Source organism: Stenotrophomonas sp. 115C5 (genome assembly GCF_056861055.1).
Genome location: NZ_JBSPUQ010000005.1, coordinates 164528 through 177185, shown reverse-complemented (window position 1 = coordinate 177185; position 12658 = coordinate 164528). Strand labels below are relative to the sequence as shown.

Below are 12658 nucleotides of genomic sequence, written 5' to 3'. Positions count from 1 at the left end.
GCAGCCGAGCGTGGGCTCGGCGCTACAGGGCCGTACCGGCTTTCAATCGTATGCGGCGGTGACCACGATCTCGGTGGAGATATTGCCGGCGTTGATACCACTGGTGTTGGGAATGAAGTAACCCGCGCGCAGCGGATAGGACGCCGTCGCGCCAGAGACAGCCACCGGAATATCAGTGTCGCCCTTCTTCAGGTACGTGTTGCCGGTCGCGCCGGCCAGCAGCGCGACCGTCACGCCGGTTGCTGGCGTGGTGGCGGCGGTGTTCTTCCAGCGCTCCGGGTCGCCGTCGGCGGCCGTGCCATCGAAGGACAGGCGCGCACGGCTGACGCCCACGCAGCCCGTGAAGTTCAGTGCACCGGCCTTCACGCTGTTGGCGGCACCTGGCGTCATCTCATCGGCCTTCACCGGATCCAGTGCGATGGTGGGCGCTGCCAGCGTGCAGGTGCCCGGCAGCACGCGACCGCTGATGGTGAGTGTGGTTTGGGCACCTACGGCCGACGCGATCAGGCACAGCATCGGCACCGCGATCACCTGAAGAAGAGAACGGGACATGGTTGAACTCCTGTGAACGTTGAAAGGAAAGACGAAACTCATGGGGCGGTGCCCTCTTCCTGCTCCGGCGTGCCCGCCTGCAGGCTCTCCGGCGGCAACGGCTGCGGCACGCACACGGCCTGGCTCCACGACAGCCCGTAGGCGTCCGGCGCATCGGGCATTCGGTAGTCGATGCGGCAGCGTCGCTTGCCATCGGGGTCGACGATCAACGCGCCGCTGTCCTGCGCACCCCGCAGCTGGATCACCCCGCCCTGCCCCACCGCACCGGTCGGCGTGCCGTCTTCGGTCTGCACCATCGCCGCAAACGGCAGCGGCTGGCCCAGCGCGTCGGTGGCGTCGATGAACAGCGTGCGCTCGCGGCGCACCTGGAACGGCACGCGCACGATGCCACCGGCGGTGGGCGCTACACGCTGCGAGGTCTGCAGCAGCTCCACCTCGATCGGCAGGCCAGAGGGGTCCAGGTCAATGGTGTTCCAGCGATAGGGGCTGATGTGCGGCAGCAGTGCGTAGCCATTGCGCGCCACACGTAGGTCAGTGCTGCTGCCGATGCGTGCGCCCTGCGCCCCCGGCGCCTGCACCAGCGCGAAGCCGTCGCCCACGGGAGCGCCCAGGTTCAGGCCACCGCTGTGCAGCGCCACGCTGCCCGATGCGCCAAGCGACAGGCTGCGGTAGTCGCCACTGCGGCTGTAGCCGGCATTGAGATTGCCACGGCTGCCTTGCCACGCGGCATAAGCACTATGGCTGTTCTGTCCATTGCCTTGTGCGCTGGACAGGCTGTAGCTCAGCGCACGTGACTCACCCAGGCTGCCGGTGATGCCCAGCTGCGACTGCCTGCTACTATCGGCGTGGCTGAGCTGGGTGCTGGCACGCGGCGCGTTGGCGCTACGGCCCAGCGGCACGCTGAGGGTGAACGCGTAGCGGGTGTCCTGGCGGCCATCGCCCACGCGGAAGCGCAGCGCGGACACACCATAGTTGACCCGCCCCAGCGTGCTCTGGAAGCCCACCTGGAAATCGTTGCGGCGTCGGGCGCTGTCCCAGTAAGACACATGGCCGCCGCTGAGATACAGGTTGCTGCGCTGGCCGACCTTCTGCGAGAAGTTCACCTGGTAGCGCTGGCGGGCGCGCTGGCCGTAACCCCAGTCGTCGCTCTGCGCGCGTGCCACATCGTTGAGGCTGAGGAAGCCGCGCGTACTGTAGCGATACGCAGCCAGGCCGAAGTTCGTACCGGTGCGCGCCACGTAACGTTGGTAATTCACGCGGAAGCTGTTGCCGGTGGCGGTGTCGTTGCCGCGCAGGCGGGCGCGCGAATGGGTGACATCGGCACCGAATGCACCGATGGCCGTGTTGACCGCAGCACCGGCGAGCAGGGCGCGATAGTCCTCACCCAGCTGGGCGCCACCCAGCACGGTAAGCCGGTTGTTCAGGCCGCGCGCGTAGGTGCCCTCGGTGAAGCGCAGCGCCTGCAGCGTGTTGCCGGTGTCGCGCAGCTCGCCCGCGGTGACCGCAAAGCGCGACGACCCGGCACGCAACGCCTGCGGCACGGCGGAGAAATTGACACTGAAGCGCTGCACGCGGCCATCGGCTTCGGTGACGCTGACGTCCAGGTCACCGCCGAAGTTGGTGGGATAAAGATCCTCGATGGTGAATGGACCGGGCGCCACATTGCTTTCGTGGATGATGCTGCCGTTCTGGCGGATGGTGACCACCGCATTGCCTTCGGCAATGCCCTGCACCACCGGCGCATAGCCACGCAGCGAATCGGGCAGCATGCGCTCGTCGCTGGCTACGCGCACGCCGGTAAACGGCACGCTTTCGAACAGCTCGCCACCGGTGTTGCCCTGGCCCAGCAGCAGCTGGCTGTTCCAGCGCGGAATGTCGCGTTGCAGATGGCTGCTGATGACCTCGTGCCGGGTGCCCTGTCTGCCATGGGTGAACGATGCGCGGTGGCGAAGCCGCCATGCGCCCAGGTTCACGCCTGCCCGCAACCCAAGGTAACTGCTGTCGCTGCCTTGGCTGCGGTAGTGGTTGGCGCTGTAATCGATGAAGGCAGCGGTGATGCCGTCGTCGCGCAGTTCCGGTGCCACGAAGCCACGCGCGGCGATGGCCTGTGCCGCCTGCGGAATGCTGAGGGACAACTTCAGCTCGCCACTGTCAAAGGTGCTGTTGGCGCCCTCCACCAGCGCTGGCAGATTCACGCAGGTGCTGTCTTCGGCGGGCAGTGCCTCCAGGAACGCAGGCTTCAACGGCAGCCCGCGTACCAGCGCCGGTGACAGGCATGGCACCGCAATCTGCGGGTCGTCCTGGATGACGAAGCGGATGTCCTGGCTGCGCAGGAACTCGCCGTTCACATGCACGTCCACCGCGTAGTCGCCGGCCGGCAGCGGATTGCCGTTGGCGTATCGCGCCATGTCGATGGCTTCGCCGCCGATCAGGAAGCCTTCGCTGAACTCGACAGGGGCTGCGGTGGCGTCGAGTGCAAATCCAGCCGACAGCACCGCACCGATGGCGGCGCAGAGGGATCGGGTGGCGGCAGGGGTACGATTGACGGCCCTCATCGGTAGTCGGCGGTCAGCACCGCCTCGCCTTTGACGTCGCCGGGCACCAGCGGACCGGCCGTACGCAGATAGCGCGCACTGAAGGGAATGGATTGCTGCCCCTTGCTGGACCAGCCGTGCGACCACGCCTGGCCGAACTGCACCGGCTGGCCACCGCGCAGCAGCTGCACTTGAACGCCGCCAGCGGTGGCACCGGGAGCGGGTGCCAGCTGACCGTTGCTGCTACCAGGATCATTGGCATCGGCCAGCGACAGCTGCACGTCGATGTTGTCCATCGGGCAGTTCATCGCGACGTCGAAGCTGGATTCCTTCGCGTTGCTGCCGCTGGCGGCGAGTTCGTTGGCGAGAACGTCGTCGAGGGCGTGGGAAGCGTTGGCGAGGGTGCAGGTGACGGGGGGCATGGAGATCTCCACCGACAGGTGGTGCTGCATCCTCTGGCTCGGATCACCCTCGGGCCAAGATGTGATGGTGCCCAGGTAGCTCATCGGCACCGGCTCCATGGCTCCCCCACGGAAGAACACAATCACATAAACCGCGACGGTAACCGGTCCAGCAGTTGCAATCGGTATGCCGGGGTGTCGATTGATCGCTCCTACAGCCAAGGCGGGACCACCATAATTCGAGGGAGCCCCCTCTCTCACACTGTAGCCAAAGCCGATGAGTGGTGAGCGCGAACTGAAGCTATAGGCCTTGTAGGTGACGCCACCGTAGGTGACATCGCGCTCGTAGGTGAGACCGGTCAGTGGCGCATCCACGACGAAGGCTGTTTGCCCGGCAGCGCACTCGAACCCCAGGGCGACTGCTCCCGCCGCGCTTGTTCCCAGTCTTTCATCCGGCCGATCCAGGTTGTAGCCCCTTTGGGTGTAGCTCAGATCTTGATCTCCCGGACTAAGCCGCGCGCAGCTGGCCCCGGCCTCCAGAATGCACAGGGAAGCGATGACCACCGCACCCACCCGCGCGCGCACCACACCACGCGGCACATGCGTGCAGACAGACAGAAGAGCGCGGAACTGCAATGGAAACCGCACGGCGATTCCTCCGACAACCAATCGAGGCCGCGCAGTCTAGGCAGCGGCACTGCCACTTCCTATCGGATTAATTGCAGTTCGCAAACGTCAACGCGCTTTTACAACTTGTTGCATACCGCAGCCTGAAGCGCGCATCGAAACTACCCGGGCTGACTGCCATGGGCGGTCACCGCGTGCCTCCATTCCACTACAGAGAACTGTCATGCCACTCACACTCCGCCTCCTGTCGCTTTCTGCCCTCGCCGTCGTCGCGCCGTCGGTGTCTGCCGAAACGCTGGAAATCACCGGCGAACTGATGACCTCCACCTGCTCGGTGGGCTCCACCGGCGGCACCATCACCGTGCCGATGGGCAAGGTGGATCTGGCCTCGGTCAACGCCAGCGCCCGTGCCGGCCAGAAGAACTTCACCATCGCCCTGGACTGCTCGGGTTCGGGTGCATCACAGGATGTAGGTGTGCGCTTCGGCGGCACGCCCGACGGCAGTACCGGCAACCTCGCATTGACCGCCGCATCGACCGCCAGCAACGTGGGCGTTGCGCTGTACGACGCGGCAGGCAACCAGCAGAAGATCGGTGAGGACCCGGCCGTGTGGGTGACCATCGCCGCCGGTGGCAGCGGCCAGCTGGACTACAGCGCGTGGTACGCCTCACCGGCGCAGAACGCGCGGGCTGGCACCGCCAATGCCTCGGGCGACTTCGTGGTGGTCTACAAATAACGCGCTTCCGGCAGGCTGGCGCCACGCAGCGACGGCCTGCCCCTTTCAACGAGGTTGACCATGAAACTCCGCGCCAGGACGTGGATATGCGCGCTGCTGGCCGTGTCGGCGGCGCTGCCGGCATCGGCTGCGGTGACGCTGCAGGGCACACGCATCGTTCACGATGCCAGCAAGGGCCGCGACGTAACGGTCAGGGCCAGCAACGTGGGCGAGTTGCCCGCGATGACCCAGGTGTGGATCGATGACGGCGACAGCCAGTCGCGTCCTGAGCATGTACGTACGCCCTTTCGGCTGACACCGGCCGAGCCGCGACTGCTGCAACCGAAGCAGGGCCAGGCATATCGCGTCACCTACGCACCGCGCCCGTCGGAGGCACCGCTGCCAACCGATCGCGAATCGGTGTTCTATTTCAATCTGCTGGACATTCCGCCCAAGCCCAGCGATGCCAGTAGCAAGAACCTGCTGCAGTTCGCGGTGCGTACGCGGGTGAAGCTGTTCCATCGCCCGGCCGGGCTGCCGGGCAGTGCACGCGATGCAGCGGCCACGCTGCAGTGGTCTGCCGATGGTGATGGCCTGCAGGTGCGCAACCCGAGCGCGTACCACGTCTCGTTGAGTTCATTGACGCTGGCCGATGGCCGCCGCGTGGACGTGGATATGATCGCGCCGGGGGCACAGGTGCGCTATGCGCTGCCGGAAGGTGCAGCCATGCCGGCAACGGTGGCGTTCAAATGGCTGGATGATTACGGCACGCCCCGTGAGGCCGAGGCGCGCGTTGATCGGTAAACGTAGATCGGGCTTCCGCAGTGCACCGGCAATGACTTGCACTGAGGGTGGCAGACGCGTCACGCTGCAGGCCACAGCCTCACAACCCAGGTTCGCACCATGGCGTCACCCTTGGGCTCCGTGCTTGCCACCCTGCAAGGCCTGCAGCGCCGGCTGCTGTTCGGCGGCGGTGCCGTCTTGACCCTGCTTCTCCTGGCCGCCGGCTGCGCGGCGCTGTGGCTGCGGTTGGAAACGGTGCACCTCAACGAGCGCGAGGCGCTGCAGCGCGGCCAGCAGACGGTGGATCGCTACATTGGCGAGCGCAGGCGGGCCTACGTGGCCAGCTTGAACACCAACGCCATGCTCTGGGCTACCCAGCAAACCGCACTGGTGGCCGGTGGCCTGCCTGTTGCGGCCCGCTTTTCAGCACAGGATGGCCAGGCCGGCGTGGTGGCACCGGGCGCCCTGTCCGTCCCCTGGCTGGCGCTGTCCCCGCGCGAGGGCCGTCTTCCGCCACAGGCGGAGGCGGCATACCTGGGCATGGTGCAGACCTATTCGGCGTACATGGCCGCCACCGTAGCGGCGCAGGATTCGCCCACTTCCTTGATCTCCTTCGCCTTCGAACCGGAAGGGCGCCTGTTTGCGATCGCCGGGCTGCATGATGAAGCGCAGCTGCTGCAACTCATGAAGGTGCCTACCCGTGAACAGGCACTGGCCGCGCTGTCACAGACCGCCGATGCCGGCTGGCAGTCAGCGGGGGCGGAGTCCGAGCTTCAACTGGCCAGCGGCCGGCTGCGCGCCTACTTCGGCCGCAATCCGTTCACCGGCGAGGATGCACTGGTCACCCAGATGCGCCTGCGCAGCAATGGCACCCCCTTCATCAACCGGCTGACGTTTGAACCGCTTCAAGGCCTGCGCGAGCGGTTGGAGGAGGCCAGCCCGGGGATGTGGGTGGTGCTGGACCGGCAGGGAAACGATGTTCTGCGCAGTGCTGCGGACGCTGCGATTTCCGGGCCTGCGCTGCGCGCCGCGCCATCGCCCCGGCCTACGCTATTGGCACTGCCTGCCGGCCGTGCCTTCGTGATGTCCGCACCCTTGCAGGGCATCGACTGGACGCTGCTGCGGCTCTACCGCTGGACCGACATCTGGACGGCGCAGCAGACCTATCTGCTCGGCGGTGGGCTGGCCCTGGCCGCCCTGCTGGCCGCGCTGTGGACGCTGTTGCTGCTGGTGGACCGGCGCGTGCTGCGGCCGGCGCTGGAAGAAGCCGCACGGGTGCATGAAAGCGAAGCGTTGAGCCGCACGCTGATCGAAACGTCGCCGGTCGGCCTGTGCCTGCTCGACCAGCAGAGCGGGCAGGTGATCCTGCACAACCAGGCACTGGAGCAGCTGATCGGCGACACCACCGGCAACCTGTTGGACGCACTGGTCGGCCGCCTGGTGCAACGCGTTGACGGCCAGGTACACGGGCAGCTGTTCGAGGCGCCGTCCGCGGACGAGCACGGTCCATCGCGCTACCTGCAATCCATCGTGGCCGCCGCGCGCTACCAGCGGCAGGCGATCTGGGTCTGCGCGGTGACCGATGTGACCGCACAGACGGAAACCCAGCAGCGTCTGCTGGATGCACGGCGTCATGCCGAACAGGCCCAGCACGATGCCGAGGCTGCGGACCAGGCCAAGACGGCCTTCGTGGCGATGATCAGCCATGAAATCCGCACCCCTTTGAGCGGCGTGCTCGGCCATCTTGAACTGCTTGCCCGCCAGACCATGCCGGCGGCGGCGCATACGCATGTCACGCGCGCGCGCAGCGCGGCCGATGTGCTGCAGGGGCTGGTGAACGACACCCTGGACCTTTCCCGTATCGAAGCCGGGCTGATGACGCTGGAGCCGGCGCCTTTCGATCCGCGTGCGCTGCTGCAGCAGACCGCGACACTGTTCGAGCCACAGGCCACCGCGAAAGGCCTGCGCCTGGAGCTGCACACCGGCGATGCGCTGGGGCCAGCCTACGTGGCCGACGCAGGTCGCGTGGCGCAGGTGATCAACAACCTGGTGGGCAATGCGGTGAAGTTCACGGCATCGGGAACGGTGGCGGTCAGCGTTGATGCCTCGCTGCGGCCCGATGGCAGCGAGTGGCTGCACGTGGAAGTGCGCGATACGGGCCCGGGCATCGATGCCGAGGCGCAGGCCGTGTTGTTCAAGCCGTTCGTGCAGGTCGGTGCCGGCTCGGCACGGCAGCACGGCGGCAGCGGCCTGGGGCTGGCCTTGTGCCAGCGCTTCGCCGAACTGCTCGGCGGCACCCTCGGCGTTCGCAGCACCCCGGGCACCGGCAGCGTTTTCCACCTGGACATTCCGGCACGCCGGACCACCGCCGTGGCAGGCACGCCGCCACGGCCGGCGCCTGTCGAGCGCGCGCATCCGTCGGGCGGTCACGCGTTGTTGGTGGATGACAGCGTGATCAGCCGTGACGTGACGCTGGGGCAACTGCATGCGCTGGGTTGGCAGGTCACCTTCGCGGCCGACGGCGAGGAGGCGTGGCAACGCTGGCGCGCGGGCCGGTTCGATATCGTGCTGACCGATCTGAACATGCCACGTCTGGACGGATACGGGCTGGCCCGGAAACTGCGTGCGGACGATCCCTCCATTCCCATCGTCGCGCTCACCGCCAATGCGATGCCCGAGGACGCGCAGCGCGTGCGCGAGGCCGGCATGTCCACGCTGCTGCTGAAGCCGCTCGACCTGGCGTCGCTGCAGGCCGCGCTGCATGGATTCGACCTCGATCGCTCGGCACAGGCACCCTTACCTCCGGTGGTGAGCGAGGCGGTTCAGCGGCAGATGCGCGAGGCGTTCCTGCAGACCGCGCATCGCGACTACGCGGCGCTGAGCCAGGCGCTGGACAGTGCCGACGCACCGGCCATGATCGATCAGCTGCACAGCTTCGCCGGCGCGCTGGTATTTCTGGGAGAAGCCCAGGCAGCGCGCAGCTGCCAACAGGCCGAACAGGCCCTGCGCAGCACCGGCGCGACAGATGCGGCGTCGAAGGCGATCGTCATTGAGGCTATCGCGTTGATCGCGGCGAGCATCGAACGTCAGGTTGCCGCGCAGCAGCCGGCATGACCTGCGTGCTCAGCCGGCGAAGTGCTCGTACCCGCTCGGGCCGTCGTGGCCTTCGGTATGCACGCCCTGCCCTTCCATGATGCGGCCGATGCGGGTGATCGGCAGATCCAGCGATTCGGCAACGAAGTGCAACGCGTCGCGCTGGTCGGCGGCGGCGGTGAAGCACAGTTCGTAATCGTCGCCGCCGTGCAGCGCGCACTCACGGGCAGCATCGCGGCCCAGCAGTTCGCGCAGCGCCGCTGACATCGGCAACGCATCGGCATCGACTTCGGCGCGCACACCGCTGCGTGCCGCGATGTGGCCAAGGTCGGCCAGCAACCCATCGGAGATATCCACGGCCGCATGCGCGAACGCACGCAGGCGCAGGCCGAGGGTGACTCGCGGGGTCGGCCGCAGCAGGCGCAGGCGCAGGCTTTCGTAATCGGCCAGCAGCGTGGCGGTGGCCACGTTCAGCGCACCCTGCTGCCATAGCCGCAGCGCACCGGCAGCGTCGCCGAGGGTGCCGCTGACCCAGATGTCATCGCCAATCTGTGCGCGATCACGACGCAGCGCCTGGCCGCGCGACACCTGCCCCATCGCAGTGACCGACAGCGACAGCGGGCCACGCGTGGTGTCGCCACCAATCAGGGCGATGTCGTGCTGGTCGGCCAGTGCGAAGAAACCGTCGGCGAAGGCCTCGATCCAGTCTTCGCTGGCTTCGGGCAACGACAGCGCCAGCGTGCACCACGCCGGGCGCGCGCCCATCGCGGCGAGGTCGGACAGGTTGACGGCCAACGTCTTCCAGCCGATGTCGAACGCCGGCGTTTCGGCCGGGAAGTGCACGCCGCTGTTGAGCGTATCGGCGGTGACCACCAGCTGTTCGTTCGGGCGTGGCTGCAGCAGTGCGGCGTCGTCGCCAATACCGAGCACGATGTCGTCGCGCTCGGCGGTGCGGGCGCGGATGCGGTCGATGAGGGCGAATTCAGCCAGGGACATGGGGCGTTCCCGTGGGGGTGGCGGCGATATCGGGCATCGGTGCCAACCAGGGTTGGCACCCACCAGAAGCGGAGTCAGGGCCGGTATCGACCCAGCAGGTCACGGCCCGTCCAGGACGAGCAGAACCGGGTCAGTGACCCGATTCGACCTTGCGCCATTCCACGGCGGCACGATCCAGCACGCCGTTGACGTAGGTGTGGCCGTGTTCGGAACCGAAGCGCTTGGCCGATTCGATGGCTTCGTTGATCACTACGCGGTACGGCACATCCAGGCGGTAGCGCAGCTCGTAGGCGGCCAGGCGCAGCACCGCGCGTTCGATCGCGTCCACTTCTTCGATGCCGCGGTCCAGGTACGGGCCGAGCGCTTCGTCGATGTCGCGGCGGTTGTCGAGCACGCCGTGCAGCAGTGCCTCGAAGTACGCCAGATCGGCGATTTCGCGGGCCTGCTCGTGAGCGAACTGGGCGATCAGCGACTGTGCGTTGCCGCCGGAGATCTGCCAGGCGTAGATGGCCTGCACGGCACGACGGCGGGCGCGCGAGCGCAGCACCGGATCGACGCCATCGCGGCGGACGGGTTTACCGGAGGGCTTGCCCTGGGTGTTCTTGTTCATGGCAGCTGCTCCAGAAGATTGACCATTTCCAATGCGGCGAGTGCGACTTCCTCGCCCTTGTTGCCGTGGCTGCCGCCTGCGCGGGCCTCGGCGTCTTCAACGCGTTCCACCGCCAGCACGCCGTTCAGCACCGGCACGCCGAAGTCCAGCTGCACGCGCATCAGGCCTTCGGCGCAGCGGTCGGCCACGTGTTCGTAGTGGCGGGTATCGCCACGGATCACGCAGCCCAGGGTGAGGATGGCGGCGTGTTCATGGGCCGCGGCCAGGCGCGCGGCCACCAGCGGCAGCTCCCAGGCACCCGGCACGCGGATCACGTCGATGTTGGCTTCGGTGATGCCGTTGCCGGCCAGGCTCTGGCGGGCGCCAGCGACCAGCGTATCGGTGATGCGGGCGTTCCAGCGGCTGGCCAGGATGGCGAAGCGCGCCGATTCGGGAGTGCGAAGATCGCCTTCGTAGTGGCTCATATGCGGCTTGGGGGACTCGATAAGGGGGTAATTCTAGCGTGGATGGGCCCCGGCCGTGGCTGGCGGGGCCTGCAGGGTGTGCCGACCAACGGTCGGCACCCACCACAGGTAGGGCATGGTCGGCACCCACCAGAGGGCGGACGGTGGGTGCCGACCGTTGGTCGGCACGCCAAGGGGGTTACAGGGCCACCGTCTCCACCACTTCCAGGCCGTACCCGGCCAGGCCGATCTGGCGGCGCGGGGTGCCCAGCACGCGCAGCTTGCCCAGGCCCAGGTCAGACAGGATCTGTGCGCCGGCACCGTTGCGGCGCCACTGGCTCACGTCCTTGTCCTTGCCCGGCACCACCGGCGCCGGCTGCTGGCGCAGGCGGGCCAGCAGGGCCTCGCCATCACGCGGGGCCTGCAGCACCACCATCACGCCACTGCCTTCGGCATCGATCGCACGCAGGGCATCGGTGGCGGCCACGCCGAAATCGTCGCGGCGCCAGTGCAGCAGGTCGGCCAGCGGGTTTTCCACCTGCACCCGCACCAGGGTCGGGGTGTCGGCATCCGGGGTGCCGCGGACCAGGGCGAAATGCAGGTCGTGGGCGATGCGGTCGCGGTAGGTGACCAGCTTGAACGGGCCGAATTCGGTCTCGATCTCGCGCTCGTCCACGCGTTCGACGGTCTTTTCGGTGGCCAGGCGGTAGGCGATCAGGTCGGCGATGGAGCCCATCTTCAGGCCGTGCTCGCGGGCGAACACTTCCAGCTCCGGGCGGCGCGCCATGCTGCCATCCGGGTTCAGGATCTCCACCAGCACGCCAGCCGGCTCCAGCCCGGCCAGCATGGCCATGTCCACGGCGGCTTCGGTGTGGCCGGCGCGGGTCAGCACGCCACCCGGCTGGGCGATCAGCGGGAAGATGTGGCCCGGCTGGTGCAGGTCCGACGGCTTGGCGTTGGGTTTCACCGCAGTGCGGATGGTGTGGGCGCGGTCATGCGCCGAGATGCCCGTGGTGACGCCCTCGGCGGCCTCGATGCTGACCGTGAAATTGGTCTGGAACTGCGCGGTATTGGCCTGCACCATCGGCGCCAGGCCGAGATCGGCGGCGCGGGTGCGGTTCAACGGCAGGCAGACCAGGCCACGGCCATGGGTGACCATGAAGTTGATGTCGCTGGCCTTGACCAGCTCGGCGGCCATGATCAGGTCGCCTTCGTTCTCGCGGTCTTCGTCATCGACGATGACCACCATGCGGCCCAGGCGGATGTCTTCCAGGATTTCGGGGATGGGTGCGAAGTTCATGCGCGGGCTCCTTCACCCAACAACCGCTCGACATACCGAGCGACCAGATCGATTTCAAGATTGACTGCGCTGCCCACGCCGGTGGCGGAGAAGGCGGTGTTGGCCACCGTGTGCGGAATGAGGGCCACTTCAAAGCCTTCCTCGTCCACTTCGTTGACGGTGAGGCTGACGCCGTCCACGCAGATCGAGCCCTTCTTGGCGATGTAGCGGCGCAGCGCGGCCGGCGCGGCGAAACGCCAGCGCTGGGCACGCGCGTCTTCATGGATGGACAGCACCTGGCCGAGCCCATCGACGTGGCCGCTGACCAGATGGCCGCCGAGGCGGTCGGTCGGTCGCATGGCCCGTTCCAGGTTGATGACCGCCCCTTCGCCCAGCTGGCCCAGCGTGGTCAGGCCCAGGGTCTCGGTGGAGGCATCGGCCTGGAAGCTGCTGGCGTCGAATGCGATGACGGTGAGGCAGACACCGTTGATGGCAATGCTCTCGCCCATCTGCACGTTGTCGAACGGCAGATTCCCGACATTGAAGGTGAAGCGGACATCGCCGCCGATGGATTCGCGTGCGGCCAGACGGCCGACGCCTTCGATGATTCCAGTAAACAAGAAAC

General features: G+C 67.3%; 11 protein-coding genes. 3 read left to right on the top strand and 8 right to left on the bottom strand.

Going from position 1 to position 12658, the window contains the following annotated elements:
* Positions 1-42 precede the first annotated feature (42 nt).
* The 3 genes from AC13FN_RS08975 to AC13FN_RS08965 are packed head-to-tail and all read right to left on the bottom strand — an operon-like array spanning position 43 to position 4135.
* Complete coding sequence (locus tag AC13FN_RS08975) at positions 43-552, bottom strand: fimbrial protein (protein WP_235651182.1); 510 nt, start codon at positions 550-552, stop codon at positions 43-45.
* Between the two features lie 38 nt (positions 553-590).
* Positions 591-3107 carry a fimbria/pilus outer membrane usher protein gene (locus AC13FN_RS08970; RefSeq protein ID WP_482984619.1) on the bottom strand — a complete coding sequence of 839 codons (2517 nt, stop codon included), beginning with the start codon at positions 3105-3107 and terminating at the stop codon, positions 591-593.
* On the bottom strand, positions 3104-4135 hold the full coding sequence (locus AC13FN_RS08965) for a fimbrial protein (protein ID WP_482984620.1): 1032 nt from the start codon (positions 4133-4135) through the stop codon (positions 3104-3106). Before AC13FN_RS08965 ends, AC13FN_RS08970 begins: the two co-directional genes overlap by 4 nt.
* A gap of 202 nt (positions 4136-4337) precedes the next feature.
* On the opposite strand from AC13FN_RS08965, the gene AC13FN_RS08960 reads away from it, so the two are divergent.
* From AC13FN_RS08960 to AC13FN_RS08950, 3 genes are all read left to right on the top strand, one after another.
* Positions 4338-4850, top strand: a complete 513-nt coding sequence (locus AC13FN_RS08960; RefSeq protein WP_482984621.1) for a fimbrial protein — start codon at positions 4338-4340, stop codon at positions 4848-4850.
* Positions 4851-4910: 60 nt separating this feature from the next.
* A complete protein-coding gene (locus tag AC13FN_RS08955) occupies positions 4911-5633 on the top strand; it encodes a fimbria/pilus periplasmic chaperone (RefSeq protein ID WP_197597629.1) in 723 nt (240 codons plus the stop codon).
* Positions 5634-5732: 99 nt separating this feature from the next.
* Positions 5733-8726: an ATP-binding protein gene (locus tag AC13FN_RS08950; RefSeq protein ID WP_482984622.1), complete on the top strand. Its 2994-nt coding sequence runs from the start codon at positions 5733-5735 to the stop codon at positions 8724-8726.
* Between the two features lie 9 nt (positions 8727-8735).
* On the opposite strand, the gene thiL is transcribed toward AC13FN_RS08950, so the two are convergent.
* From thiL to AC13FN_RS08925, 5 genes are all read right to left on the bottom strand, one after another.
* On the bottom strand, positions 8736-9701 hold the full coding sequence (gene thiL, locus AC13FN_RS08945; RefSeq protein ID WP_010481973.1) for a thiamine-phosphate kinase: 966 nt from the start codon (positions 9699-9701) through the stop codon (positions 8736-8738).
* Positions 9702-9831: 130 nt separating this feature from the next.
* Complete coding sequence (nusB, locus tag AC13FN_RS08940) at positions 9832-10311, bottom strand: transcription antitermination factor NusB (protein WP_005408062.1); 480 nt, start codon at positions 10309-10311, stop codon at positions 9832-9834.
* Complete coding sequence (gene ribH / locus AC13FN_RS08935; RefSeq protein WP_010481977.1) at positions 10308-10775, bottom strand: 6,7-dimethyl-8-ribityllumazine synthase; 468 nt, start codon at positions 10773-10775, stop codon at positions 10308-10310. The genes nusB and ribH overlap by 4 nt, the downstream gene beginning before the upstream one ends.
* Positions 10776-10953: 178 nt before the next feature.
* A complete protein-coding gene (ribB, locus tag AC13FN_RS08930) occupies positions 10954-12054 on the bottom strand; it encodes a 3,4-dihydroxy-2-butanone-4-phosphate synthase (RefSeq protein ID WP_478410625.1) in 1101 nt (366 codons plus the stop codon).
* Positions 12051-12653 (bottom strand): riboflavin synthase, encoded by a 603-nt coding sequence (locus AC13FN_RS08925; RefSeq protein ID WP_478410624.1) that lies wholly within the window; start codon positions 12651-12653, stop codon positions 12051-12053. Before AC13FN_RS08925 ends, ribB begins: the two co-directional genes overlap by 4 nt.
* Positions 12654-12658 lie beyond the last annotated feature (5 nt).